This is a genomic window from Flavobacterium turcicum (assembly GCF_011365745.1).
In the GTDB taxonomy this organism is placed as follows: domain Bacteria; phylum Bacteroidota; class Bacteroidia; order Flavobacteriales; family Flavobacteriaceae; genus Flavobacterium; species Flavobacterium turcicum.
The window spans coordinates 110,806-136,551 of record NZ_JAAOBY010000004.1; the positions used below are offsets into that span (position 1 = coordinate 110,806).

21 protein-coding genes and 1 tRNA gene are annotated in these 25,746 nt (G+C 36.1%); 3 read left to right on the forward strand and 19 right to left on the reverse strand.

Annotation, left to right across the window (positions count from 1 at the left end):
• Window positions 1–19: 19 nt before the first annotated feature.
• The 4 genes from G9Q29_RS08755 to G9Q29_RS08770 all read right to left on the reverse strand — a co-directional run bounded on the left by G9Q29_RS08755 (window position 20) and on the right by G9Q29_RS08770 (window position 4,038).
• Window positions 20–1,381, reverse strand: coding sequence for a M56 family metallopeptidase (locus G9Q29_RS08755; protein ID WP_166135820.1), 1,362 nt, complete (start codon window positions 1,379–1,381; stop codon window positions 20–22).
• On the reverse strand, window positions 1,378–1,749 hold the full coding sequence (locus G9Q29_RS08760) for a BlaI/MecI/CopY family transcriptional regulator (RefSeq protein WP_166135823.1): 372 nt from the start codon (window positions 1,747–1,749) through the stop codon (window positions 1,378–1,380). Before G9Q29_RS08760 ends, G9Q29_RS08755 begins: the two co-directional genes overlap by 4 nt.
• A gap of 6 nt (window positions 1,750–1,755) precedes the next feature.
• On the reverse strand, window positions 1,756–2,169 hold the full coding sequence (locus tag G9Q29_RS08765) for a toxin-antitoxin system YwqK family antitoxin (protein ID WP_166135826.1): 414 nt from the start codon (window positions 2,167–2,169) through the stop codon (window positions 1,756–1,758).
• 480 nt (window positions 2,170–2,649) lie between these two features.
• Window positions 2,650–4,038, reverse strand: coding sequence for a dipeptidase (locus G9Q29_RS08770; protein WP_166135829.1), 1,389 nt, complete (start codon window positions 4,036–4,038; stop codon window positions 2,650–2,652).
• Window positions 4,039–4,149: 111 nt separating this feature from the next.
• On the opposite strand from G9Q29_RS08770, the gene G9Q29_RS08775 reads away from it, so the two are divergent.
• Window positions 4,150–4,231 (forward strand) — tRNA-Leu (locus G9Q29_RS08775).
• Window positions 4,232–4,327: 96 nt separating this feature from the next.
• On the opposite strand, the gene G9Q29_RS08780 is transcribed toward G9Q29_RS08775, so the two are convergent.
• Window positions 4,328–5,020, reverse strand: a complete 693-nt coding sequence (locus tag G9Q29_RS08780; RefSeq protein WP_166135832.1) for a hypothetical protein — start codon at window positions 5,018–5,020, stop codon at window positions 4,328–4,330.
• A 13-nt stretch (window positions 5,021–5,033) separates the two neighbouring features.
• Complete coding sequence (locus G9Q29_RS08785; RefSeq protein WP_166135835.1) at window positions 5,034–6,803, reverse strand: DUF885 domain-containing protein; 1,770 nt, start codon at window positions 6,801–6,803, stop codon at window positions 5,034–5,036.
• A 180-nt stretch (window positions 6,804–6,983) separates the two neighbouring features.
• Between G9Q29_RS08785 and G9Q29_RS08790 the strand changes: the two genes are divergently transcribed.
• Window positions 6,984–9,131: a M3 family metallopeptidase gene (locus G9Q29_RS08790; protein WP_166135838.1), complete on the forward strand. Its 2,148-nt coding sequence runs from the start codon at window positions 6,984–6,986 to the stop codon at window positions 9,129–9,131.
• Window positions 9,132–9,208: 77 nt separating this feature from the next.
• Here the strand turns inward: G9Q29_RS08790 and G9Q29_RS08795 are convergent, their stop codons facing one another.
• From G9Q29_RS08795 to G9Q29_RS08815, 5 genes are all read right to left on the reverse strand, one after another.
• Window positions 9,209–10,117 carry a pseudouridine synthase gene (locus G9Q29_RS08795; protein ID WP_166136257.1) on the reverse strand — a complete coding sequence of 303 codons (909 nt, stop codon included), beginning with the start codon at window positions 10,115–10,117 and terminating at the stop codon, window positions 9,209–9,211.
• A gap of 347 nt (window positions 10,118–10,464) precedes the next feature.
• Window positions 10,465–11,421 (reverse strand): geranylgeranylglycerol-phosphate geranylgeranyltransferase, encoded by a 957-nt coding sequence (locus G9Q29_RS08800; RefSeq protein ID WP_166135841.1) that lies wholly within the window; start codon window positions 11,419–11,421, stop codon window positions 10,465–10,467.
• 89 nt (window positions 11,422–11,510) lie between these two features.
• On the reverse strand, window positions 11,511–12,449 hold the full coding sequence (locus tag G9Q29_RS08805) for a mevalonate kinase family protein (protein WP_166135844.1): 939 nt from the start codon (window positions 12,447–12,449) through the stop codon (window positions 11,511–11,513).
• A 52-nt stretch (window positions 12,450–12,501) separates the two neighbouring features.
• On the reverse strand, window positions 12,502–12,696 hold the full coding sequence (locus tag G9Q29_RS08810; RefSeq protein ID WP_166135847.1) for a hypothetical protein: 195 nt from the start codon (window positions 12,694–12,696) through the stop codon (window positions 12,502–12,504).
• Window positions 12,697–12,739: 43 nt separating this feature from the next.
• Complete coding sequence (locus tag G9Q29_RS08815; protein WP_166135850.1) at window positions 12,740–13,843, reverse strand: diphosphomevalonate/mevalonate 3,5-bisphosphate decarboxylase family protein; 1,104 nt, start codon at window positions 13,841–13,843, stop codon at window positions 12,740–12,742.
• Between the two features lie 110 nt (window positions 13,844–13,953).
• On the opposite strand from G9Q29_RS08815, the gene G9Q29_RS08820 reads away from it, so the two are divergent.
• Window positions 13,954–14,430, forward strand: a complete 477-nt coding sequence (locus tag G9Q29_RS08820; RefSeq protein ID WP_166135853.1) for a TspO/MBR family protein — start codon at window positions 13,954–13,956, stop codon at window positions 14,428–14,430.
• A 60-nt stretch (window positions 14,431–14,490) separates the two neighbouring features.
• Here G9Q29_RS08820 and G9Q29_RS08825 read toward each other — a convergent pair whose 3' ends face one another.
• The 8 genes from G9Q29_RS08825 to G9Q29_RS08860 form a co-directional block, all read right to left on the reverse strand.
• The gene (locus G9Q29_RS08825) at window positions 14,491–15,228 is read right to left on the reverse strand and encodes a hypothetical protein (RefSeq protein WP_166135856.1); all 738 of its coding nucleotides are present in this window, start codon (window positions 15,226–15,228) and stop codon (window positions 14,491–14,493) included.
• Window positions 15,229–15,311: 83 nt separating this feature from the next.
• Window positions 15,312–16,520 carry a BaiN/RdsA family NAD(P)/FAD-dependent oxidoreductase gene (locus tag G9Q29_RS08830; RefSeq protein WP_166135859.1) on the reverse strand — a complete coding sequence of 403 codons (1,209 nt, stop codon included), beginning with the start codon at window positions 16,518–16,520 and terminating at the stop codon, window positions 15,312–15,314.
• Window positions 16,517–17,194, reverse strand: a complete 678-nt coding sequence (locus tag G9Q29_RS08835; RefSeq protein ID WP_166135862.1) for a glycerophosphodiester phosphodiesterase — start codon at window positions 17,192–17,194, stop codon at window positions 16,517–16,519. The genes G9Q29_RS08830 and G9Q29_RS08835 overlap by 4 nt, the downstream gene beginning before the upstream one ends.
• A gap of 80 nt (window positions 17,195–17,274) precedes the next feature.
• Window positions 17,275–18,927, reverse strand: coding sequence for an alpha-amylase family glycosyl hydrolase (locus G9Q29_RS08840; RefSeq protein WP_166135865.1), 1,653 nt, complete (start codon window positions 18,925–18,927; stop codon window positions 17,275–17,277).
• An 87-nt stretch (window positions 18,928–19,014) separates the two neighbouring features.
• A complete protein-coding gene (locus G9Q29_RS08845; RefSeq protein WP_166135868.1) occupies window positions 19,015–20,850 on the reverse strand; it encodes a glycoside hydrolase family 13 protein in 1,836 nt (611 codons plus the stop codon).
• Window positions 20,851–21,030: 180 nt separating this feature from the next.
• Window positions 21,031–23,334 carry a glycoside hydrolase family 65 protein gene (locus G9Q29_RS08850; protein WP_166135871.1) on the reverse strand — a complete coding sequence of 768 codons (2,304 nt, stop codon included), beginning with the start codon at window positions 23,332–23,334 and terminating at the stop codon, window positions 21,031–21,033.
• Between the two features lie 105 nt (window positions 23,335–23,439).
• Window positions 23,440–24,096 (reverse strand): beta-phosphoglucomutase, encoded by a 657-nt coding sequence (gene pgmB, locus G9Q29_RS08855; protein WP_166135874.1) that lies wholly within the window; start codon window positions 24,094–24,096, stop codon window positions 23,440–23,442.
• A complete protein-coding gene (locus tag G9Q29_RS08860) occupies window positions 24,089–25,618 on the reverse strand; it encodes an MFS transporter (protein WP_166135877.1) in 1,530 nt (509 codons plus the stop codon). The genes pgmB and G9Q29_RS08860 overlap by 8 nt, the downstream gene beginning before the upstream one ends.
• Window positions 25,619–25,746 lie beyond the last annotated feature (128 nt).

Sequence of the window (25,746 nt, forward strand, 5' to 3'; positions counted from 1 at the left end):
TAGTCTATGTTCTTGTCCACTATTTTGTTCTAATAGGTCTCGTATTTTTATCTTTACAAATAGTTATTTCTAATTTTTCTCCATCGAATTTCTTGTGCGAGTTTTTTAAATTTTTATCGAAATAATTATGTGTGTAAAAATTATATTGGTAAGGCTGTGGGTATTTCTTGCTTCTTGCATTTTTTGAAACACTACTACCTTGAAAAAAAGCAATTTCACTAGGTTTAAAATTGTTTAGTGATTTATTGGATTGGTGAACCCCATCTATCCAAATGGCGTATTTTTTAGGATCTTTAAAGTTTTCTAATTCTTGAGTTGTTGGTGATTTTTTTTCAAAGGCAGTTGGCACATAGAATAAATCTTTTTTCTTGTACTCTTCACTTAGATCTTCATATTTGCTGTCAATTTTCTTGTTTTTTACAAGGTCGTGAATGACCACTCTTACTCCGGCAAAGTATTCATCTTTTCGGGAATCGTTGGTTGCTATAAGTTTAGTTTTGGTGGTAACTTGTGCATTATTTTTTACTTGAGCAATAGTTTTGAAACAAAACAGGAAAAATAGTCCAGATAGAACAGGTATCAAAATCATTTTCTTCGCAATTGATTTTGAGCTTGATGTGGTTTTAGTCATCATAAGTAATCGTTTTTTAGTTATTAAATAGTTCAAATTACTGGCCAAGTAAAAAGTTGGGTTCGCGTTTGCCTTTGAAAGCAACAAAGATTGGTAAAACGGAACATCGTTATAGGAATCCACTACTTTCTCATCGGCGAGAAATTCGTGGTTGAGTTGTATGGCTTTTTTATAAAAAATAAAAACGGGGTTGAACCAAAAAATAGTTTTCAATACTTCGATAAACAAAATGTCTAAAGTATGTTTTTGAGTCACATGCGTAAGCTCGTGCGTGTACAATTCGGCCTCAACTTGGCGGTTGTTGTATTCTGTTTCGTTGATGAAAATGGTATTCAAAAACGTATGCGGTAACGTTTTTTCGGGAACCAAAACCAATTGAGCATTTTGATATGCAATGGGAGTATTGGACTTCATTTTTTTTGAAATCTGCATCAAATTACACATGAATCGAAACCCCAAAACGAATGTAACTAGCCCATACAAACCCCAAAGCGCTATTGGCACATAGTTCGTTTCTTCAACTACAACGGCAGTTACTGGTAGGATTTGGATATTTCCGGGTGTAACTGTGGGTTGCGTAATTTCCTGAACAACTTCAATAGTTATAAACGGAATCACCATCGAAAAAACCAAAGCAAACAACAAGTAAAACCTATTGAAACGGTGCATTTTTTCCTTTTCTAACAGCAAGTGATACACTCCTAAAAGCACAACAAGGCTGAGGGTTGATTTGATTAGAAAGTCGGTCATTTTTTCTTTTTTAGAATTTCACTGTCAATTATTTTCTTGAGTTCCTCGAGTTCCGTTTGCGACAAATTGGTTTCTTTGGTAAAGAAAGAAGCAAATTGTGATGCCGAATTGTTGAAAAAATTACTAATCAATCCGTTGACGTGTTTCGAGAAATAGTCGGTTTTTTTGACCAAAGGATAATATTCTCTTGAGTTTCCATATTCGCGATAGGCTACAAATTGCTTGTCGATCATGCGTTTGAGCAAAGTGGCAACTGTTGTGGTAGCGGGTTTTGGTTCTGGATAGGCTTCGAGTAAATCTTTCATGAAGGCTTTTTCAAGTTGCCAAAGGTGTTCCATGAGTTGTTCTTCTGAGTTTGTTAATTGCATCGTATATTAATTTTGTGGTATGTCTGATAGTAATTCTCCCTTATCGTAAGTTCTAATGGTGGTTAATTTTCCATTTTCGTCATAATACAGCCATTTGCCGCTGTAGTACCAATGTGCATATTTTTCAGTTATATCAATTTTTGAAATTCCTTTTGATTGTATTTGACCGTTTTGATGATAGATAACGGTTTTGCAAATGGCTCCTTTGTATTTTTCACGTTTTATAATTTTACCGTCAAGGTAATAGCGCCATTTTTTTACCGGATCACCTTTGCGATAGGTACCAATTGATTTGTATTTGGCGCTGTCTTGCGTGTAATGCTCTATCCAACGACCTTCGCGCAACTTGTTCTTAGTTTGATTGGTTTTGCAACTTACAACAGCAAGTACAACAACTAGTAAAATATAAATATGTCGCATGGCTTACGTTTTTGTTCTACAAATTAAAACATTGCTCTACAAATGTAGAATAAAATTTTAAACAAACAAGTTTTTTGAGAAAAAATAATTATGGGTTAGTTGATTTTCCTACTGGCGCTCGTTTGCAACGAGTGCCTACATAGCTTCATAAAACAATTCGTAGCGTTTCTAACGTGCCGCACTAAAACAGGAGAGGTTTTTGGAATCGTGGTTGAAGTTGGCTTGACGCTATATAATTCACCGCAAATTCGCAGATTTTCTTGATTGGATGGGTTAGAAAATCACCGAGGGTTTGCGTTAAGGATGGAAGTGGAAATCCTTTTTAGGCGCCATTTTTCGGCGGCTAAAAAGATTGAGAACGTACAGCCTGACCTTTTTGCTTGACTAATGGTGTTTTTCAAGAAGGATTTTGTGCAACAAGGGAACGCCCAAAAAAAAATCCGCCCTGTGGAGAGCGGATGATGTGGGTTTTGACAGCATTTATTTTGACAATTCTACAAAATACTTGTAAAACAACGGTATGGTTTCGATTCCTTTGAGGTAATTGAAGATCCCGAAGTGTTCGTTTGGCGAGTGAATGGCATCGCTGTCGAGACCAAATCCCATGAGGATGGTTTTTGATTTCAGTTCTTTTTCGAACAAAGCTACAATAGGGATGCTGCCTCCGGAACGCACGGGAATGGCTGGTACGCCAAAGGTTTCGGCATAGGCCATATTTGCGGCTTTGTAGCCAATGCTGTCTATTGGGGTTACGTAGCCTTGCCCGCCGTGATGTGGTTTTACCAAAACGGTTACACCTGCAGGGGCAATGCTGTTGAAATGTTTAGTGAATAATTCCGTGATTTCTTCCCAGTCTTGATTAGGTACCAAACGCATAGAGATTTTAGCGAAAGCCTTGCTGGCAATTACTGTTTTGGCACCTTCGCCAGTGTAGCCGCCCCAAATTCCGTTTACGTCTAGCGTAGGTCGGATGGAGTTTCTTTCGTTGGTTACATAGCCTTTTTCGCCGTACACATCGTTGAGTTGCAAGGCGTTTTTGTATTTTTCTAAGCTGAAAGGCGCTTTGGCCATTTCGGCTCTTTCTTCAAGTGATAATTCCTCAACATTGTCATAAAAACCTGGAATGGTGATGTGGTTGTTCTCGTCGTGAAGCGAAGCAATCATTTTAGCCAACACGTTGATTGGGTTTGCTACTGCACCACCGTACAATCCAGAATGCAAGTCGCGGTTAGGACCTGTAACTTCAACTTCTACATAACTCAAGCCTCGCAATCCTGTTGTGATAGACGGTTGCTGGTTAGAGATCATTCCTGTATCAGAAATTAAAATTACATCGTTTTTAAGTTTTTCTTGGTTGCGTTCTACAAACCAGCTCAAGCTTTTGGAACCAATTTCTTCTTCGCCTTCAATCATAAATTTGACGTTGCAAGGCAAAGTGTTTGATTGTACCATGTATTCCAGTGCTTTTACGTGCATGTACATTTGGCCTTTGTCATCACAGGCTCCACGCGCAAAAATGGCTCCTTCGGGATGGATATCTGTTTTTTTAATTACGGGTTCAAATGGAGGAGACGTCCACAACTCCATTGGGTCTGGTGGTTGCACATCATAGTGTCCGTATACTAAAACGGTGGGTAAATTAGGGTCGATGATTTTCTCGCCATACACGATTGGGTAGCCTGGTGTGTCGCAAATTTCGACAAAATCGCAGCCGGCTTTTTCTAAACTGGCTTTTACGGTATCGGCAGTTTCAAAAACATCGTGCGAATAGGCAGTATCAGCACTTACGGACGGAATTTTTAATAATTCGATTAACTCATTGATAAAGCGTTCTTTGTGTTCTTGAACGTATGCTTTTATGTTTTCCATTAGTTGAATGTTGTTTATATTTTCAAAAGTACAAAAAAGAGTATGAATATTTTTTGTCAAAATTGTTTTGAATATTCGAAGTTAAGTGTATCTTTGCACCCACAATTGCACGCGGATATGGTGAAATTGGTAGACATGCCAGACTTAGGATCTGGTGCCGCAAGGCGTGTAGGTTCGAGTCCTATTATCCGCACGAAAAGCCCAAACGAAAGTTTGGGCTTTTTTTGTGTTTTGATTTTGCTTTATTCAAACCAATAAAAAAAGCTTCTCACCACGAGAAGCTTTTTTTTTAAGATCCAGCTAAAAAGCGAACCATGTTGAGTACGCTTGTTTCGTCTTTTATTGAGAAATCGTTTTTCTTAAGATAATTTGTAATCTCATCAGCTTTTTCTGGAAATAAAAGCAGCATTTCTTTTTTGTTTTTTGGCATCATGACAGCCGTTTCGTTTTTTAAACTCAAATAATACTCGTCACTTGCTTCAACATACCTTGCAGGTATAGCAACTGAATACGAACTACTAGCCTCTTTTTCCTTTTGAAAGATAACTCTATCTCTTCTATATAAGGAAAATTGGTTTTGATTATATAATTCTACTAAGTACCCATTTTCTACTCTTTCTTTAGTCTTGTACTTTAAAAGTTTGATTTTATTAGAAAAAGGAGCAATAGTTATGATATTGAAAGGGTCGTTTTTTGGTAGTGAGAAAAGTTCTTTTTTTTCATTTTGAACTTCTATCATATCAGTAAATGCATTGTAGCGTACCAAAAGTTTTTGACTAGTTCCTGAAATCTCAGCTAAATTAAATTCTTTGTTAATGTATTGAGAGCCTTCAATTATAGCTGAATCAGAATTGTTCAATAGTGGATTTCTAAACAACGCACCACTATTTGATGGGTCAACTTTATCAATAATAAATTGCGAATAGCCGTTAAAGCTAATTATGATTAGTAATAGGAAGATGAAACTTGGATTTTTTTTCATGATTTGTCGATGTTTATTGTTTAGATTCATTTATCCACTCATTAATTTTTTGTTCTAATAAAGCCAAAGGCATCACTCCTGACTCCAATACTTTTTCATGGAATTTTTTAATGTCAAATTTGCTGCCCATTTTAGTTTCGGCTTTTTTGCGAAGCTCCATTATTTTCAATTGTCCAATTTTATAAGACAATGCTTGTCCAGGAATAGCCATGTAACGCTCTATTTCAGGAATAATACTCGCTTCACTTTCGGCTTCGTTAGCTAAGGAATATTTAATAGCTTGTTCTCTCGTCCAGCCTTTCGAATGTAAACCAGTATCAACTACTAAACGTACCGCACGGTGCATTTCGTTACCCAACATCCCAAAATATTGATACGGATCTTGGTACAAACCTAGCTCTTTACCTAAACTTTCGGTGTATAAAGCCCAACCTTCACCATAAGCACCAAACCAATTGAATTTTCTAAAATCTGGAAGACTTTGGTTTTCTTGCTGTAATGAAATTTGAAAGTGATGTCCCGGAATGGCTTCGTGCAAAAATAAATCTTCGTCACCATACATGTTGTATTCTTTTACATTCGGAATCGGAACATAAAAAATGCCAGGACGCGTTCCATCTGCCGTTCCTTGATTGTACTCGGCGCTTGCAGTTTGCTCTCTAAAAGCTTCGGTGCGTCTTACCTCGAATTTTGTTTTTGGCTGCAAAGCAAATAGCTTGTCAACATTAGGTTTAATTCGGGTGTAAATGCTGTTAAAGTTGGCGATGACCTCTTCTGGTTTGGTAAAAGGTTTTAATTCTTTCTTGTTTCTCACTTCTTCAAAAAACTCAATCAAAGTACCTTTGAAACCAACTTGTGCTTTTACTTTTTCCATTTCGGCAGTCAGTCGCGCTACTTCTTTCAATCCCAATTCATGAATTTCCTCAGGAGTTTTATCGGTGGTAGTCCATTGTTTTACATAAGCGGCGTATAGTTTTTTTCCAAAAGGTAAACTTCCTATTCCGCTCGTTTTTCTAGAAGCTGGAAGGTATTCTTTATTAAGAAAATCAGCCATTTTCTTGTACTTCGGAATCAATTTAGTGGTGATTGTTTCCGTGTATTTTGCCGTTAAGTCTTTCTTGATGCTTTCAGGAAACGATGCTGGCATTAATTTTATCGACGAATAAAATAAATTGTCTTCGATATTTGGAGTTTCCATGTCTGCAAATTGTGGAATCAGTTTTACGGTCAATGCTTTTGGTAAAACCACTCCTTTGTCTAACCCTTTTTTCATGTACACCATTGCCGAATCAATCCAAACGGCATATTTGTCCATTCGTTTTAAAAAGTTGGTATAATCTTGTTCTGTTTTAAAAGGCTGTGCACCAGTTCCACCTGCAAACTGACCCATAGTCAAGTGTGTTCCCCAAAATTGATGAACTGGGATTAAATTAGTTGGCTGTTCTAGCACTTCTTTTCCAACTTCAATTTCCCATTTGATGATTTTGTAACTGTTTTTTTCTTCTTCAGATAAATCGGCTACATTAATATTTTGCAATGCTGTTTGGTATTTGTCAAAAAAAGCAGCTTGCGTTTTTCTGTAACTATCCGTCATTTCAAATTGCAGCTGATCGTTGTACTGGTTTTGACCACTTTGGGTTGCACTCAATGGATCTAGCGCGTTTTTATCGTCAAAATAGCTTTTGGTTAAGCTAGTAAAATCTTGCTTTTTATCTTCAGATTTACAGTTTACCAATAGCAGGGCAGTTGTTACTGTAAAAAGTAGAACGGTTATTTTTTTCATAATTTCGGTTTGTGATTTAAATAGCTAATGTATTGATTTTATTTCAATACTTAAATTGTGAACGTAAAATCCTTTCTATCAAGTCCGTTTTCCTAATCATAAAATTAAGTTAAGGCAAAGCGTCGATTGGTTTATGAAAAGGATTTAGGTTAAATTTACCTTACTAATTAACAAATTAAAATGAGAAAGAAATCCCTTTTTCTGATGCTAGTCATCGGAAATATGCTCACCATCCAAGCACAAGAAAAAAAAGAAAACACTACTTTGAACCCATTTTTTCAGGCTTACAACACGCCTTTCAATGTTCCGCCGTTTGACAAAATCAAGAACGAGCATTTTAAACCTGCTATTTTAGAAGGAATTGCGAAACATCAAGCTGAAATTGATGCTATTGCAAATAATACGCAGCCTGCTACTTTTGATAATACCATTTTAGCAATGGAAAACGCAGGCGAATTATTATCGGATGTGAATACGGTTTTTTCTAATTTGAACTCTGCGAATACCAATAAGGAAATTCAAAATATTGCAAAAGAAACAGCACCCAATTTATCGGCACACCGCGATAACATTTATTTGAACGAAAAGTTATTTTCTAGAGTAAAGTCGCTTTGGAATAAAAAAGAAAGTTTGGGTTTGAATTTAGAGCAAGCTAAAATTTTAGACAATGCCTATAAAGATTTTGTTAGAAGTGGTGCTAATTTGTCTCCGGCAGATAAAGAAACCTTGCGAAAAATCAACGGAACTTTATCGCTTACGAGCTTAAAGTACGGACAAAATATACTTTCTGAAACCAACGGTTATGAATTAGTTATTGCAGATAAAAAAGATTTAGCAGGTTTACCAAAAGGAATTGTTGATGCCGCTGCCGCAGATGCGAAAGCAAAGGGCAAAGACGGCAAATGGGTTTTTACACTTTCTAATTCGAGTGTGATGCCGTTTTTGCAATATAGTTCAAATAGAGAATTGCGCAAACAGATTTGGAATGCCTACCAAACTAGAGCGAATCACGATGACGCAGCCGATAACAAAAAAAACGCGGTAGAATTGGCTAATTTAAGAGGTCAAAAAGCGCGGTTGTTGGGGTATACTTCACATGCAACTTATGTCTTAGAAGAGTCGATGGCTAAAAAGCCTGAAAACGTAAACAAATTATTAAATGATTTGTGGAAACCAGCTCTTGAAATGGCTAAAAATGAAGCGGCCGACATTCAAAAAATGATGGTTAAAGATGGAATTAAAGGTGCGGTTCAACCATACGATTGGCGTTATTACACCGAAAAAATCAGAAAAGAGCGTTTTGATCTTGATGAGGAAGAGCTAAAACCATATTTTAGTTTAGACCAAGTTCGTAAAGGTGTTTTTCAGGTTACTGAAAATTTATACGGTATTCAAATTAAACCATTAAGCAACGTGCCAACATACCACGAAGATGTAACTGCTTGGGAAGTAACCGAAAAAGATGGGACGCACTTAGGAGTTTTGTACATGGATTTTCACCCGCGTGAGTCGAAACGTGGAGGTGCTTGGATGACATCTTACCGCAGCCAAAAAATGGTTGATGGCAAGCGTGTTGCTCCTGTAGTTTCTATCGTTTGTAATTTCACAAAACCTACTGCTACAACTCCTGCCTTGTTAACTTTTGATGAAGTATCTACCTTTTTTCATGAATTCGGTCACGCTTTACACGGTTTATTGTCTAATGTAACTTACAGAAGTTTGGCAGGAACGAGCGTTCCAAGAGATTTTGTTGAGCTTCCATCACAAATTATGGAAAATTGGGCAGCAGAGCCTGAGGTTTTGAAAATTTACGCGAAGCACTACAAAACGGGCGAAGTAATCCCAGAAACGCTAGTTAATAAATTGAAGAAAGCGGGAACTTTTGATCAAGGTTTTACTACTACTGAATACCTAGCAGCTTCGCTATTGGATTTAGAATATCACTCGCAAACCAAAGACATTACAGTTGATGCCAACGCTTTTGAAAAAGCAGCCATGACAAAAATTGGTTTAATTCCATCAATTATTCCAAGATACCGTAGTACCTATTTTAGTCATATTTTTTCGGGCGGCTATTCTTCTGGGTACTACAGTTATATTTGGTCAGGAGTTTTGGATACCGATGCTTTCGAAGCATTTAAGTCGACTTCATTATTCAATCCAGAAAAAGCTAAGTTATTCCGTACTCATGTACTTGAAAAAGGCGGAACTGAAGATCCGATGGTTTTGTACAAAAGATTTAGAGGTGCTGAGCCTAGCATTGAACCACTTTTAAGAAAACGTGGTCTGGACAAAAAAACAGAGCCAGTTAAAAAAATAAGAGGATAGTATAAAAACATTCTCCAAACAAAAAGCCCTCCAAAATTAATTTTGGAGGGCTTTGTATTTTTAAGAGCTATAAAAAACTAAACGTTTTTCAAGTTGATGATTTCTTGTTCAGTAAGTAATCTCCAGTTTCCTCTTGGTAAATTCTTTTTAGTCAATCCTGCAAAAGCCACACGGTCAATACGCAATACATCGTAATCAAAATTTTCGAAAATAGAACGAACTACTTTCACATTTGAAGAACGTAATTTCAAACCGATTTCGCTTTTTGCTTCACCTTCAATGTAGCTAACTTCTTCAACAAAAACACGGTGACCATCTAGTGTTAATCCTTTTTGGATTTTTTCTAAATCTTCAAACTTTAAATTTTTATCTAAAGAAACCTGATAAATTTTAGATGATTTTTGACTTGGTAAGGTAAACTTACGAATCATGTCGGTATCATTAGTAAACAACAACAAACCTGTTGTATTTTTATCCATTCTTCCTACCGGACCAATTTTGGCGGTAGTTGAACCTTTTACTAATTCTAAAACATTACGAAATTCTTGTCCTTCGTCTAATGCTGTCGTAAAGTTTTTCGGTTTGTTCAACAAGATGTACACTTTTTTCTCTGGAGTTAAAGTAGCTCCATCAAAATTTACAACATCACCCGGTTTTACCATGTAGCCCATTTCGGTTACCGGAATTCCGTTTACTTTTACCGTCCCAGATTGGATGTAAATATCTGCATCACGTCTAGAACAAGCTCCAGAGTTTGCAATGTATTTGTTCAAACGAATTTCGTCTTTAACTTTCGGTCTTTTAGGCGCTTGATTTGGTTTTTTCTCTACTCTTTCAGCAGCAATATCGGCAACTTTAGTGGTTACTTTTACTTTTTTAGGCCCTTGAGCGCGCTTCTGCATGGCAGGTTTTGGCTTATTTGAATTGGGTCTTGAGCTGTTTGCTCTTCCACCACTTTTCTTATTATTGCCTTCCTTGTTATTCATAATATTCCAATAATTTACTTCTTCAGTCCCATCTTTGCGACCTAGTGCGTGCAAAGATACTATTTATATACTTGACAATCAATAACCGATAATTATAAAAACACCAAGCGACTCATTGCTAGCGTTCTTGCTATCAGTGGGTTGTTTTTTTAGAAGCTGTTTGGCTGTGCTGAATTGTCGATATGCCGCTATAGGTTGCATCTTTTACTTTTTGGTAGAAAAAATCCAATACGAACAAAGTTGGCAAAAATCTGCTGAAAGAAGTAATTACCGTTATATCTATTTAGACAATCGGAAGTCTGCTTGTCTATTTAAATATCTTTTGAAATGTTAAAACAAGAAAGAAACTAAATAGTCATTAATAGCTTTTTTCCATGCCACAAAACGGCAGGATTAATTAAGACAATACAAAATACGCCTGCAACAATTAAAAATTTCAAGACATTATGCAAGGCCAAATAGTCTTTTTTTACTGATGATTTCCATAAGTACAATACAAAAAAGATGAGGACAATGCAGCTGCTGTAAAAGTATATCGCCATGTAGCCCACATCGTACACGTCAATTAAAATGTAAACGGGTAGAATAGATAAAAATGTCAAAAAACTAATTACTTTTTTAGCTGCTTTTTCACCGTAAACCACAGGAATAGTAGGGTAGTCATTGGCTAAATCTCCTTGTAGGTTTTCTAAATCTTTGATCATTTCACGGACCAATAATAGCAAAAATAAAAAGGAAGCATGGGCAAAAATAACACCTAATTGTTGTTTGTAATTTTCGATATCCTCAAAAGGGATGCGTGTGTAAAAATATAGTAGGATAGCAAAAAACGGCATCACCGCCAAAACTGCTGCGGTTAAATTACCAATGACGGTCTGTTTTTTTAGTTTGTGAGAGTACAACCAGATGAAGAAAATATATCCTGAAAAGAATAAAAAAACACGCCACGAAACAAAAAGTGCCATCAAAGCTACGATAAAGTTTAGTGTAAAATAGACTTGCAATTTGGTTTTTTGACTCACCAAACGATCCAACATTGACTTGGTCGGTCTGTTGATTAAATCCTTTTGACTGTCGTAAAAATTATTGATGATGTAACCCGAAGCAATCGTCAATGACGATGCAAAAACTAATAAAAAAAGGTTGAGATGAAATAAAAGATCAAGTGCTCTTTTTTCTGGAGCCAATATAAAAATAGCAGATAAATATTGCGCAATGATAATAACAGGAATGTTGTATCCTCGCACTACAGAGAACAAACTTGCAATTTTCATTATAAGAAGTTTGTTTGGTCTGCTTAACATTTTAATTTGGTTAAAGAGTATTTAAGTACGTGGTACAAATGAGTGTATTAAGAAACTCCCTGACTAACAAGTCAGGGAGTTTGTATTTTTTAAAACTGATAAACTACTTCTAGTTTGTAATCTTTAAGAGAAGCTTTTGCTTTTTCTAAGTCTTCGGTAAAACCAAGAATGTAGCCACCTCCACCTGATCCACAAAGTTTCAGGTAATAGTCATTACTGTCAATACCTTGTTGCCAAATGCCGTGAAATTGCTCAGGAATCATTGGTTTAAAGTTATTTAAGACTACTTTTGAAAGTTTCTTAGTGTTCATGAAGAGTGATTTCATGTCTCCGCCTAAGAAATTTTCAACGCAAGCATCAGTGTATTTTACAAATTGATTTTTCAACATGGTTCTAAAACCTTTGTCTTTCAAGTTTTCCATAAAAATGTTGACCATCGGAGCGGTTTCACCCACAATACCTGAATCTAACAAAAATACAGCGCCCTTGCCATCAAAACTTTGAGTAGGAATTCCTGTTGCCTCGATGTTATCTTTCGAATTAATCAAAATTGGAATACTCAAGTAACTATTCAAAGGGTCTAAACCAGAACTTTTCCCGTGGAAAAAACTCTCCATTTGAGAAAATATATTTTTTAACTGCAATAATTTTTCACGCGTCAGATTTTCTAAAACCGTGATTTTATTGTGCGCATACTTGTCATAAATAGCTGCAACTAAAGCGCCACTACTACCTACGCCGTAACCTTGTGGAATGCTAGAGTCAAAATACATTCCCGTATTAACATCTTCTTTTAATAAGTCAAGGTCAAACGTCACCAAATCCGGTTGCTCTGTTTGCAAAGTTTCTAGATAACTTACAAATCGTTTTAAATGACCGTTTGATTTAATAGCCTCATCAGATGGATTTTCATCTCTTTTTAAAGCGCCGTTGTAAAAGTTATAAGGAATAGAAAGCCCTTTTGAGTCACGAATGATTCCGTATTCTCCAAATAGTAATATTTTTGAGTAAAATAGTGGTCCTTTCATATGTATTTTTAAATTAACAATTTGGGGTTGGTAATTATAATGTATTTATATTTTATATCTCCAATTGATCGCCTCGATTGTCTTCTTGGATTTTAATTTCAATTTGTTCTTGCTCTTCAGGTGACAATTCCGTCCAAACAGTTTGTTGTTGTTTTTCAAAAACGTTTCTAACTGCTACTAATAAAGATGCATCAGTAGTTGCGAGTAACATTTTGATCAATTCTATTTTTTCTGATTGAATATCCATCAACTTCTTTTTTTAAGAATGTTTAAAGATACACAAAAAAAGATTAAACAAGCGCTGCTCCGTTTCCTATTTGATCACAAATGTACTGCCCATTTTGACAATAGCCAACTAATTCGTCCTTAATAAATTGTAAAACTTTTTCGCTAACGTTTTCGGGATACAAAACGTGTACATTGGCACCTGCATCTAGCGTGAAACAAACAGGTATTTTGGTCTCAGTCCTGAATTTCCAAATGGCATTAATGATTTGTAATGTATTTGGTTTCATTAAGATAAAATACGGCATAGAGGTCATCATCATAGCGTGCAAGGTCAAGGCTTCGCTTTCTACAATTTTGATAAACGCGTCTAAATCGCCACTTTCAAAAATAGTAATCAGTGCATCTAAATTCTCGTGCGCTTGTGCAAATCGCCTTTCGGCAAAAGGATGGTTGTGCATCAAGTCATGACCAACGGTGCTCGAGACTTGTTTTTCACCTTTATCAACCAGTAAAATTGTATCTTGAAAATTCGAAAAATTAGGATGGATCGCATGCGGAAATTCCACTCCAAATAAGTCTGAACTTCCAGGAATGTTCGCCTGATTGCCCCAAACCACGACTTGTCCTTTTACACTTCGACAAGCACTTCCGGAACCCAAACGGGCAAGTACAGACGCTTTTTGATAAAAATAATCTTCAGACATGGCTGGGTTTAACGCTTTTTCTAAACTCATCAAGTTCATGGCCAAAGCAGCCATTCCTGATGCTGATGACGCAATTCCGGAACTGTGCGGAAAGGTATTTTCGGTATCAATTGTAAAATGATAGTCTTTTAAAAACGGCAAATAGATTTCTATTCGCTCCAAAAACTTTTGAATTTTCGGTTTGAAATCTTCTTTAGGTTGCCCTTCAAAAAGCAAATCAAAAGAGAAATTATTATCCGTCACATTGAGCGCAGTCGAAATGTCTTTTTTGGCGAAAGCCAATTTGGTAATCGTTTTGCAATTATTCAACGTAAAACTCACCGATGGATTCGCTGGAATTTGATTCTCTTTTTTTCCCCAGTATTTTACAAGTGCAATATTACTGGGTGCGCTCCATTGAAAATTACCGCTTTCAACAGTATTGGTATATGATGATGGAATAAAATCGTTTGCTGCAATCATAAAATTAGAAATTTACGCAAAGATACTTTTTTTACTGTATTTGTATCTTGGTTTAGTACGCAATTAGTTGCAAAGTTTTGAGTACTTTTGGATGTTAAAATAAAAGTCTCATGAACAAATTTCTCAAAATAATCATAGCGGTCGCAGCTTGTCTTGCTATTGGATATACATCAGGAATGGTGACTCGCTCATCTATTACAACTTGGTATCCTACATTGATCAAACCTAGTTTTAATCCGCCCAATTGGATTTTTGCACCGGTATGGAGTACCTTGTATGCTATGATGGGTGTGGCTGCAGGATTGGTGTGGAACGAAATTAAAAGCAATGAAGAGGTCGTGAAAAAAGCCTTAATTTTCTTTTTGATACAACTCGGTCTAAATGCTTTGTGGTCGTACTTGTTTTTTGGTTTGCATAACCCAATGCTCGCAGGATTAGAAATTATTGTGCTGTGGTTAATAATTTACGAAACCTATGTTCAGTTTTCAAAGATTAACAAGATTGCTGGGTATTTGTTTATTCCTTATTTGGCTTGGGTGAGTTTTGCTGCGGTTTTGAACGGAAGTATTTGGTGGTTGAATAGATAGTTGACGGTTTTCAGTCTCAGTTGTCAGTCTCAGTTAGCAGTCTGTTTAATAATTTAAAGTTTATAAGCTTTTAAAATGTAATATTTTACTACTCATGAATTCTTGTAGTGAAAGTATATTTTGCTGCGCAGCAATTATTTTCGACTTTGGGTCTTTGTTGCAAAAGTCAAGAAAAGTTGCAATTTCTTCTTGACGAAGTTGTAAAGTGTCGGTATAAAATTCTGTTGCGATTTGTGTTTTTGCTGCCTCTATGAACGGTAATACAGGTCCTTTTGTCTCAAGGTCGGTATTTTTCTTTTTGAACAGCTTGGCAACCATTCCGCCAATCCTCATTATATCCATGCCGTTTTCAATAGTGCCATCATAAACCCCAGGATTTTTTAGTTTGCTAGCATTTTTTTCTAATGTGTATTGATCCAGTTTGGCTTGTTCCCATTTGGCATCTTTACTTAATTTGATTGAAGGAGTGTTTTGTACCACTACTTCTTTTAGTTCTTCCACTTTAGCGACCAAAGTTATGTTGATGAAACCTTGTTTTAAAATTGCAGCTGTAACTTTCAATTCTTTTATTTCATGATTTTTGGCTACAAAAACCAATTGATCCTTGGCTTCAACTGTAATGGTAAATTTACCTTCGGTATCTGTTAAGGAGACATTTTTACTTGTCGCATTGATAACCTCGACCTTGTTTGCCACAGTTTTATCAAAAACTATTTGCCCTTGAATGCGTTCTGTAACTTGTGAAAATCCAGTTTGATAAAGCACAAATAGAAGTAAAGCGAGTAATTTTGTTTTCATAAAGTTTTGATAATAGACTAGTAAAGGTATCAGAATCATCTTAAATAAAACTTACTGAAGTTTTAAACTCTTGTTAATTAAAATCAAATAGAGTTAGCTACAATAAACCCACTTGTCCAAGCATTTTGAAAATTGAAACCGCCTGTAATAGCATCAATATTCACAATTTCACCAGCAAAATAGAGGTTTTGATGCAACTTACTTTCCATAGTTTTGAAGTTGATTTCTTTTAAATCAATTCCGCCAGCTGTTACAAATTCTTCTTTAAAAGTACTTTTTCCATTAACTTGAAAAGTTCCTTTCGTCAATTGATTGGCTAGATTTTGCAATTGTGTTTTCGATAAATCAGCCCATTTGGTCTCTTCTTCAATTCCTGAAGCAAGTACCAAACTTTCCCATAACCTGTTGGTCAGTTCAAAAGGTGATTTTTTTGAAACTGATTTTTTTGCGTGTTCTTGTTTTAAGTCTTTTAGCTTTTTTTCGACATCCGTTGTGTCTTCATCATTCAACCAATTTACGAAAATGGTAAATTGATAATTTTTGTCATGCAAGATTCGAGCTCCCCAGGCGGAGAGTTTCAAAATTGCCGGACCACTCATTCCCCAATGTGTAATTAATAAAGGACCTGTGGATGAAAGTTTAGTGTCTTTTACGGTTACGGTAACTTGTGCTGCAACGCCAGGTAATTCTTTTATTCTGGAATCTTTAATGTTGAATGTGAATAGGGAAGGAACTGGGCTGACAACTGCGTGACCAAAATTTTGTAGCATTTCCCAAACTTTTGGATTGCTACCTGTAGCCAAAATTAACTTTTCGACAAGATAATTCTCGGTTTGTGTTTCTATCTTCCAAACGTGTTCTTTTTTGTAAATAGATTGTACACTTTGTCCTGTAAGTACTGCGATTCCGAGTTTTTGCGTTGCTTTCAAGAAACAATCAATAATGGTTTGTGAGGAATTCGAAACGGGAAACATCCGTCCGTCAGCTTCGATTTTTAATTCAACACCATGTTTCTCGAACCATTCAATCGTATCACCAGAGCAAAATTGATGAAAAGGACCGCGCAATTCTTTTTCGCCACGAGGGTAAAATTTTACCAATTCATTTGGTTCAAAACATGCGTGCGTTACGTTACAACGTCCACCACCGGAAATACGTACTTTTTGCAATACTTCTGCACCGCGTTCTAAAATTGCGACTTTCAGTTTTGGATTTTTTTCTACGATATTAATCGCTGTAAAAAATCCTGCTGCGCCACCACCTACAATTATTATATCGAAATTTTGATTCATATTCTATCAGGGAAATCGGTTATGATTCCGTTTACGTTGTATGTTTTTATTTTTTGAATGTCTTCTAATTCATTGATGGTCCAAGGGAAAACTTGAAAACCGTGTGACTGAATTAGTGCTGTACTTTCTTGAGTTATCAAATGAAAATACGGGTGTATGGATTTTGCCTGAATCGTTTCGGCGAAAGCCAAAGCCAAGTCTAAATCGGTTTCTGTTAAAACGCCAACGCCAATTTTATCATTTAACGATGTCACTTGTTGCAACGCAATCCAATCAAAACTTGAAATTAAAAAATGGTCGTATTTCCAACTTCTTTTGTTCACGTATTTTTCAATTAGCGTAACTACTTTATCAGTTGTATCATGACTTTTGAGTTCTATATTGATGAAACACTTTTGATTTACTAGATCAAAAACTTCCTCGAGCGTGGGGATTTCGTGTTTTTCATCTATTAAAAAAGCCTTCAATTCCTGCAAAGATAATCCGTTTACAAAACCTTTTCCGTTTGTTGTTCGGTCAATAGTTTCGTCGTGAATTACGATTATTTCACCATCTGCACTCAAATGCACATCGAGTTCAATGCCATCTGCTTGCAGGTCCAATGCTTTTTGAAAGGAAACCAAAGTGTTTTCGGGTTCGTATCCTTTTGCGCCGCGATGTCCAATTTTGAGCATTGTTTTCGGTTTTGAGGCAAAGGTAAACATAAAAAAAACGCCTTCATTTCTAAAGGCGTTCTAGTGTAATTATTTTAGACTTATTTTTTTAATTCTAATAAAACAATGTCAAAGTCAGTATCGATTGTCACTTTTCCATTAGCAACTACCGATTCTTTTCCTGAATACAAATCTTTCACTTTGGTTCCGTCAGCGAAAATTGTTCCTACTGAAAGTTCTTTAGTTCCACTTTTTAAATCCAAGCCAACTACTACTTTATCTGTATAATCTTCTTTTGAGAAAGTTCTAGAAAAAGTATAGGGTTGAGCTGAAATTTGTTTGTGAATTCCTGCTCCAACTGATGGATGATTTTTTCTGAATTGACCTAATTTTTGCCAATGTAACAACGTTTTCTGAGTTTCAGGATTCGATTTTATGGCATCCCAATTCATAAAAGAACGTAAAGTTGCATCACCTTGTGTTCCTTCAATTGCTAACGAACGAGCGCTTTCGTCACCGTAATACACTTGCGAAACTCCAGGCGAAAGTAATAACTTGGTTGCCGTTTCCTTATTTTTAGTTCGTTTCGCATCAAACGGTGCACCATCGTCGTGTGATGACATATAATTCAAAACACTAAAGCCTTTCAAGTCAATGTTCAGTTTAGTCGAATATTTAGAGAAAATGAATTCATAATCTTTTTGAGCATCCCATTTGAATTCGAAATTGATCATGTTGTTGAAACCATTTTTAAAATAGTTTACTTTTTTATCGCCAAAATCAAAATCTTGACCGCCGCTGATTCCATAATTATAGACTTCGGCAATGGTGTAAAAGGAGTTGTTATCCAATACTTTTGTTGGATTATTTTTCTTCCAAGTTTCAAATGCGTAATCACATTGGGTTTTAAAATCGGCCCAAACGGTTTCATCAGTATGTTTTACGGTGTCACCGCGGTATCCATCAATTCCGTATTCCGTAATATAATCTGTCAACCATTTGATGATGTAATATTTTGGTGCTCTTGGATATCCGGTACGGGCAAAAAACGCATCGAGTTCTTTCATTTCTTGTTCGTAACGGCCTTCTTTTTTCCATTTTTCGATTAAATAAGGAGGTAAAGCTACTGCTTGATTGCTTTCTGTTTTAACATCAGGTAAGTTGGCTACTAGCGTGCAGGCGGTTGTGTTTTCAAATGATTTGTAATCGCAAGTTGGTCCTGTTCGAACCCAATCTTGCGGCCAAACCGTATCAATAAGAGTAACCGGCCCGGTGTGATTGATTACACCGTCAAGAATAATTCGGATGCCGTGTGCATGAGCCTTTTGAACCAATGCCGCTAAATCTTCTTTCGTTCCAAAGTTTGGGTCTAACGCCGTCCAATCTTTCGCCCAATAGCCGTGAAAGCCATAACTCAAACCGGTGCCTTCGTCAACGCCATCGTGAATTTGTTCCACCACTGGAGTAAACCAAATAGCATTAATGCCGAGTTTGTCAAAATAGCCTTCGTCAATTTTTTGAGAGATCCCTTTGATGTCGCCACCTTCAAATCCGCGCAGTTTTCCCGTGGTTTTATTTCTGTCAAAGTTTAAGTCGTTGGATTTATCGCCATTATTAAAACGATCCGTCATCAAAAAGTACACATTAGCACCTTCCCAAACAAATGGAGTTTGGTTGTTTTTTACAACCGTTTGTGCAGTGGAACAACTGTTTAAAGTTATTATAGTCAATAGTAAAAGTGAGTATTTTTTCATTTTTTTAGAATTAAATGATTGTTTTTTTGAAACAAATAAGTCAATTAAGTTGCTTTAGAGTTTCTTAAATGACTTATATGGTTCATATTATCTCAGCTCCAGAATTAAAACTGATTTTGGTTCAAGCGTTACCTCTTTGGTGATATCAAAAGTTTGTTCTGTAATAACTTCTTTTCCTGATTTAAAATTCTTGATATTTTCTTTAAAGCGATCAGTTCCGATTGTTTTTTTGTCATTGCTGTTGTTCATAAGCACCATCACTGTATCGTCTGCATTATATCTGAAGTAAACGTATATGTTATTTTCTGGAATGTAATGCGTCATATTACCAGTATGAATGGCTGTTTGTGTTTTCCTCCAATTAAATAATTTAGCCGTAAAATCGAAATATTGCTTTTGTTCAGCAGTTCGTCCTGCATTTGTAAAAGCATTGTTGGTGTCGCCTTCCCATCCGCCAGGGAAATCTTGACGAATAGCTGCATCGCCTTTATCTTTGTTACCTGCCATACCAATTTCGCTTCCGTAGTAAATTTGCGGAATACCGCGTACAGTCGCTAAAATGCTCATGGCCATTTTGTATTTACGTAAGTCGTTTTTGTAGGTTTCGTTGATGCGATTGGTATCGTGATTTTCGGCAAAGACTAAAATATTGTTTGGGTTTGGATATAAGAAATCATTTGCGAAATTATCGTAAAACCGCATTACGCCTTTGTCCCATCCTGTATCGTCTTCATTGAATGCCTTTGTCGTGGCTTCGTAAAGTGTAAAATCCATGACACTTGGCAAGTTTGAATCGTAGTTTTGAATTGCTGCAATTTTACTGTCTTTTTGCCAAAAGGCCATCTGCGCTTGACTTTGCATCCAAACTTCGCCAACAATATTAAAATTTGGGTATTCATTGGTGATTGCTTTTGTCCAAGTGGCAATTCCAGCTGGATCAGAATAGTTATAAGTGTCTACGCGCAATCCATCTAAATCTGCGAATTCTATCCACCAAATAGCATTCTGAATCAAGTAATTTAAAGTAAGCGGATTTTTTAAATTCAAATCCGGCATCGATGGAACAAACCAACCGTCAATAGCTACTTTTTTATCAATTTCAGAAGCGTTGATGTCATGAATAACGGTGCGTTTGTGATTGGTTTGAGTGTATTTTTCAAATTGGTTGATCCAATCTTTGGTCGGTAAATCTTTGATCATCCAATGTTCAATTCCCCAATGGTTAGTGACATAATCCATCACCAATTTCATTTTGCGTTTGTGCAGTTCCGCTGCTAGACGAGCATAATCTTGATTTGTGCCATAACGCGGATCAATTTTATACACATCAGATTGTCCATAAGTATGGTACGAGAATTTAGCATCATTGTCTTCGCAAAGCGGAGTGCTCCATACGGTTGTAGCGCCTGTTGCAGCAATGTAATCTAGGTTTTTAATGATCCCTTCGATATCGCCACCGTGTCTTCCGCCGGGTAATTCTCTGTTGTACTTTTCTTTGGTATCTGATGTACTGTCATTGTTTTTATTGCCATTAGCAAAACGGTCTGGCATCAATAAATACATTACATCCGAAGAGTCGAAACCTTTGCGCTCTGCTGATTGTGCTTTTCTGTTTTTTAAGCTGTAGGGTTGTTGCAGTGTTTTTTTGCCTTTTTGTTTGAATGTAAAAACAAAATCAGTGGCAGCTACTTGTTTGGTGTCGATAGTGACAAATAAGTAGTTTGGATTTTCAGTTTTTTTAATATCGGTTATCGCAATATTGTTCGAGGCTGAAACTTGATATTGGTTGATGTCTTTTCCGTAAAATAAAATTTGTACCGCACTGTGTTGCATACCGGCATACCAACATGGCGGTTCAACTTTTTCAATTTGTGCATTTGCGATACTAGTCATAAATAGAAGGAATACGATTAATTTTTTCATTAAGCTTTTATTTTGAAAATGTACTTGAAACCTAGTTATTCAATGAAACGAGTAGTTAGTAAGCGTTAGTTTTGAAATTTATTCACTTTTCAAAACTGTTTTAAGTAAACAATCCCAATTAAAATTGGGATTGTTAGTATAGCATTTTGACTCTTGCTGCTGTAAAATAGAACTATTCTACTACGCAGTGGCCAAGTTTGAATTTTGTACAGTAACAGGATTACCATTTACCATAATCGCCAGAGTCGTGTCGCCATCAACTGAGAAAGTGGTTTGATCGTGGTTGATGTTTACCGTTAAAATTTGATTTCTGAAATTGATTTTAAAAGAGTAAGCCGTCCATTCTTTTGGGATTTTTGGAGAAAAATGAAGCACATTTTCTTTCACGCGCATTCCTCCAAAACCTTCTACAATACTCATCCAAGTTCCAGCCATAGAGGTGATATGACAACCTTCCTCAACTTCTTTGTTGTAATCATCAAGATCCAAACGAGATGTTCTTAAATAGAAAGTGTAGGCCATGTCCATTTTATCCAAAACTGCTGCTTGAATAGAGTGTACGCATGGAGAAAGTGAACTTTCATGAACAGTAAACGATTCGTAAAACTCGAAATTGTTCTTTAATTGCTCGGTTGTAAAATGATCCTCAAAGAAATAAAAACATTGTAAAACATCGGCTTGTTTGATGTAAGGCGAGCGCAAAATACGATCCCAAGACCATTTTTGATTGATCGGTCTTTGACTTTTATCTAAGTCAGCTACGCGAACCAATTCTTTATCTAAGAAACCATCTTGTTGCAAGTAAACATTGTGCTCTTCTGAAAATGGGAAGTACATATTGTCAGCCACTTTTTTCCAAGCTTGTAATTCGGTATCAGTAATATTCACTTTTTCAGTGACACGTTTGTGGTCTGCAGGATATTCAAGTGATACTTTTTGAATTTGCTCATAGGTATAATCCAAACACCATTTAGCAATATAATTAGTGTAGAAATTATTGTTTACGTTGTTCTCGTATTCATTTGGACCGGTAACGCCAAGGATTACGTATTGGTTTAATTTGGTAGAGAAATTAGCTCTTTGGTGCCAAAAACGTGCAATTCCGATCAAGACTTCCAATCCTTTTTCAGGAATGTAACTGTAATCGCCTGTGTAGCGGTAAAAATTATAAATAGCAAAAGCAATGGCTCCATTTCTATGAATTTCTTCAAAGGTAATTTCCCATTCGTTGTGGCATTCTTCACCGTTCATAGTTACCATCGGGTACAAAGCAGCACCGTTTGTAAATCCTAATTTAGCGGCGTTTTCAATAGCTTTATCTAGCTGATTGTAGCGGTAGGTTAACAAGTTGCGCGCTACTTCTTGATCTTTGGTCGCCATATAAAACGGAATGCAATACGCCTCAGTATCCCAATAGGTAGAACCACCATATTTTTCGCCAGTGAAACCTTTTGGTCCAATATTTAAACGAGAATCTTTTCCTAAATACGTTTGGTTTAGCTGAAAAATATTGAAACGAATTCCTTGTTGTGCCTTTACATCGCCATCGATTGTGATGTCTGACATTTCCCAAATTTTTGCCCAAGCAGTAATTTGGTCTTGTAATAATTGCTCGTAGCCCAATGCTAAGGCAGCTTGAATAGCTTTTTCGGCAGCAGTAATAGTGTTTTCATGGTTTAAAGAAACCGTGTAACCACCAATTTTTTGAATAGAAGATTTTTGACCTTGACCAACAATAACATCGTAGCTGAACTGAATTTTTTCGGCAGTAGCATCAATGTGCGAAGGTGAAATAGCTGTTTTTTCACCATTGGTTAAAATGGTGTTGTGCATGAAGGTGGTAGCTTTAAAGTGCGTTTTAAAGGTTTGAGCCGTTACAAAGGCGTCATTAGCACTCTTTTTTACATCTAAAACTTCCCAGAATTTCTCTTCCCAGTTGGCATCTTCATTGGTCACGCCTGCATCTACATAAGGTTTGTAAATGATTTTAGCATCTTTATTTAAGGGAGTAATTTGGTAATTAATAACTCCAACTTCATCTAAAGTTAACGATAAAAAACGACGAATTTCAACTGCAATTTGAGTTCCATTTTTTAATGTAGCTTCAAAAGAGCGGTGGTACCAACCTTCTTTCATATTTAATTCACGACGAAAGTTGCTTACAGATGTACAGGTGTTCAAGTCCAGTTTCTCGTCATTGATTTCAATATCAATACCAATCCAGTTGGGAGCGTTTAATACTTTTGCAAAATATTCAGGGTAGCCGTTTTTCCACCAACCCACTTTAGTTTTATCAGGATAATAAATTCCGGCAATATAGCTTCCTTGAAAACTGTGGCCTGAATACTGCTCTTCAAAGTTAGCTCTTTGTCCCATCGCGCCATTACCGATACTGAATAAGCTTTCGGATGACTTTACGCGCTCTACATCAAATCCTTCTTCAATGATGGACCAATTGTCTGCTTTTATATAATCTTGATTCATTGTAATTTCTGTTTAAAGTTTTGTTCCGCTGCGTTACGTACAATTTGGTTTCGCTTCGGCTAAGGTTTCAAGTAGTCTCGAAAACTTTAAAAATATTTTTTCTATTTATTCTATTAATTGGGCAAGGAAATTTTCATCCATTGCTGTAAAATCGGTAAAAATGTATTTTGCCCCGTGCAAGGTTGCAGCATCACCAATTCCAACGCTAATCATGTTGGCAATGTTTGCGGCTTGAATTCCTGCTACGGAGTCTTCAAAAACAATAGCGTTTTCAGGAGCTGCATTTACGAGTCGGGCTGCGGTTAAAAACACTTCAGGATCAGGCTTGGCATTGCTTACATCATTTCCGTCAACGATGGCATCAAAAAAAGAAGCGATTCCGGTTTTTTCTAAAATGGGTCTTGCATTTTTACTGGCTGATCCTAAGGCAATCTTTTGACCTTTTTCTTTTAAAAATTCTAGAACAGGAACTACTCCCGGTAAAATTTCGCTGGCATCCATGTCAACTAAAAAGGAGAGGTAGTCTTCGTTTTTTTGAAAAAGCCATTGGTCTTTTTGTTCTTGCGTGGCATCAACTTTTCCTAAATCTAAAATAATATCCAAAGAGCGCACGCGGCTTACTCCTTTTAATAATTCATTGTGCTCGTGTGTAAAATCGATATCAAGTGAATTGGCAATTTTTTTCCAAGCCAAATAATGGTATTTAGCTGTATCTACAATTACGCCGTCAAGGTCGAATATAAATGCTTTAATGTTATTCATTTAAATTAATTTTCGATTTGTCATTAATGGTTAAAGCTATTAGTCCGGCAAGAATCATAGATGCTCCACCAATTAGTAAAGCATAAATAGGTTCACTATTGAAAAATTGAGAAACTAAAAACCCTAAAATAGAAGCTGCTACTAACTGAGGAATTACAATAAAAAAGTTAAAAACTCCCATGTAATATCCCATTTTGCTTGATGGTAATGAACCTGAAAGCATTGCATAAGGGATTGATAAAATACTCGCCCATGCAATTCCAACTCCAATCATCGGAAGCCATTCCATTGTGAAAACCGTTGGTTCAGAAATAAAATAAACAGAAATTAAACCTAATCCTCCACAAACTAAAGCCACGAAATGAGTAAATTTTCTGCTAGTGTATTTGGCTAATACTGGCAAAAGAAATGCTGCTATAGCTGCAATTAAATTGTAGTTGGCAAACATTTCACCCACTTGATTTGCGCCAATATTGTAGGCTTCAGAAGTTGTGTCTGTTGTTTTGTAAATGTGTTGTGTAACTGCAAGTGTAGTGTAAATCCACATTGAAAAAAGTGCAAACCAAGAAAAGAATTGTACCCAAGCCAATTGTTTCATTATTTTGGGCATAAACTGAAAATCATTCATTATAGTTACAAAACCATTCTCCGTATTATTGGCTTTTTGCATTAAACCAGAAATCAGCATTGCTATTCCACCAAGACCAATTAATCCGATAGAAAGAACGTATAAATCTTTTTTCAGATCATAATTATAAATTACAAATGAGAATACAGCACTTACTACTAAGAATAATAATCCTTTACTTAGATGAGATTTACCATTTGCTAAAAACCATTCTTTTGAATGTGTTTCTTTTTGATAAGTTTCTTTGTTGTGGTTTTCAAAAGCTTCTAATTCTTCTGGTGAGTATTCTTTAGAAGTTAAAACTGTCCATAATACTGTTAGCAGGAAAGCTATTCCGCCAAGGTAAAATGAATATTTAACAGAATCAGGAATCACACCTAGGGGAGCGGTATTGCTTACTCCAAAATGCGTAAAAATTAATGGAAGTTTAGAGGCAAAATAAGCTCCGATTCCAATAAAAAAGCTTTGCATGGCAAAACCTGTGGTTCTTTGTGAATCTGGTAGATTGTCACCTACAAATGCACGAAAAGGTTCCATTGAAACATTTATGGAAGCATCCATAATCCATAGCATACCTGCAGCAAACCATAATAGAGGAGAATTTGGCATTATGAATAACGCGGCCGAGGCTAAAATGGCACCAGCAAGAAAATAAGGTTTTCTTCTTCCCAATTTAGTCCATGTTTTATCAGAAAAATATCCGATAATTGGCTGAATTATTAATCCAGTCATTGGAGCGGCAACCCATAAAATAGGAATGTCATCAATGTTAGCACCGAGAGTTTGAAATATCCTGCTAACATTTGAATTTTGCAGAGCAAAACCCATTTGAATTCCCAGAAATCCGAAACTCATGTTCCAAATTTGCCAGAAACTTAATCTACGCTTTTCCATTATCGTAATTTAAAAATTAATACGATAAGCGCTATGCTTATCAAAACTTATCTTAATTTTCGAAGTAAAAGTTAAAGTTTTGAGGGGTAAATATAGAAAGATATTTCAAACTTTTATTTTTCAGATTC

Bases quoted from the DNA above. Each gene is read 5' to 3' on its own strand.
- G9Q29_RS08850 (WP_166135871.1), bottom strand. From the start codon at position 23,334: ATGAATCAAGATTATATAAAAGCAGACAATTGGTCCATCATTGAAGAA.
- G9Q29_RS08760 (WP_166135823.1), bottom strand. From the start codon at position 1,749: ATGCAATTAACAAACTCAGAAGAACAACTCATGGAACACCTTTGGCAA.
- G9Q29_RS08820 (WP_166135853.1), top strand. From the start codon at position 13,954: ATGAACAAATTTCTCAAAATAATCATAGCGGTCGCAGCTTGTCTTGCT.
- G9Q29_RS08805 (WP_166135844.1), bottom strand. From the start codon at position 12,449: ATGAAAGGACCACTATTTTACTCAAAAATATTACTATTTGGAGAATAC.
- G9Q29_RS08830 (WP_166135859.1), bottom strand. From the start codon at position 16,520: ATGAATCAAAATTTCGATATAATAATTGTAGGTGGTGGCGCAGCAGGA.
- G9Q29_RS08765 (WP_166135826.1), bottom strand. From the start codon at position 2,169: ATGCGACATATTTATATTTTACTAGTTGTTGTACTTGCTGTTGTAAGT.
- G9Q29_RS08845 (WP_166135868.1), bottom strand. From the start codon at position 20,850: ATGAAAAAATTAATCGTATTCCTTCTATTTATGACTAGTATCGCAAAT.
- G9Q29_RS08785 (WP_166135835.1), bottom strand. From the start codon at position 6,803: ATGAAAAAAATAACCGTTCTACTTTTTACAGTAACAACTGCCCTGCTA.
- G9Q29_RS08755 (WP_166135820.1), bottom strand. From the start codon at position 1,381: ATGACCGACTTTCTAATCAAATCAACCCTCAGCCTTGTTGTGCTTTTA.
- G9Q29_RS08800 (WP_166135841.1), bottom strand. From the start codon at position 11,421: ATGTTAAGCAGACCAAACAAACTTCTTATAATGAAAATTGCAAGTTTG.
- pgmB (WP_166135874.1), bottom strand. From the start codon at position 24,096: ATGAATAACATTAAAGCATTTATATTCGACCTTGACGGCGTAATTGTA.
- G9Q29_RS08810 (WP_166135847.1), bottom strand. From the start codon at position 12,696: ATGGATATTCAATCAGAAAAAATAGAATTGATCAAAATGTTACTCGCA.
- G9Q29_RS08825 (WP_166135856.1), bottom strand. From the start codon at position 15,228: ATGAAAACAAAATTACTCGCTTTACTTCTATTTGTGCTTTATCAAACT.
- G9Q29_RS08815 (WP_166135850.1), bottom strand. From the start codon at position 13,843: ATGATTGCAGCAAACGATTTTATTCCATCATCATATACCAATACTGTT.
- G9Q29_RS08780 (WP_166135832.1), bottom strand. From the start codon at position 5,020: ATGAAAAAAAATCCAAGTTTCATCTTCCTATTACTAATCATAATTAGC.
- G9Q29_RS08840 (WP_166135865.1), bottom strand. From the start codon at position 18,927: ATGAAAAAATACTCACTTTTACTATTGACTATAATAACTTTAAACAGT.
- G9Q29_RS08860 (WP_166135877.1), bottom strand. From the start codon at position 25,618: ATGGAAAAGCGTAGATTAAGTTTCTGGCAAATTTGGAACATGAGTTTC.
- G9Q29_RS08835 (WP_166135862.1), bottom strand. From the start codon at position 17,194: ATGCTCAAAATTGGACATCGCGGCGCAAAAGGATACGAACCCGAAAAC.
- G9Q29_RS08795 (WP_166136257.1), bottom strand. From the start codon at position 10,117: ATGAATAACAAGGAAGGCAATAATAAGAAAAGTGGTGGAAGAGCAAAC.
- G9Q29_RS08790 (WP_166135838.1), top strand. From the start codon at position 6,984: ATGAGAAAGAAATCCCTTTTTCTGATGCTAGTCATCGGAAATATGCTC.
- G9Q29_RS08770 (WP_166135829.1), bottom strand. From the start codon at position 4,038: ATGGAAAACATAAAAGCATACGTTCAAGAACACAAAGAACGCTTTATC.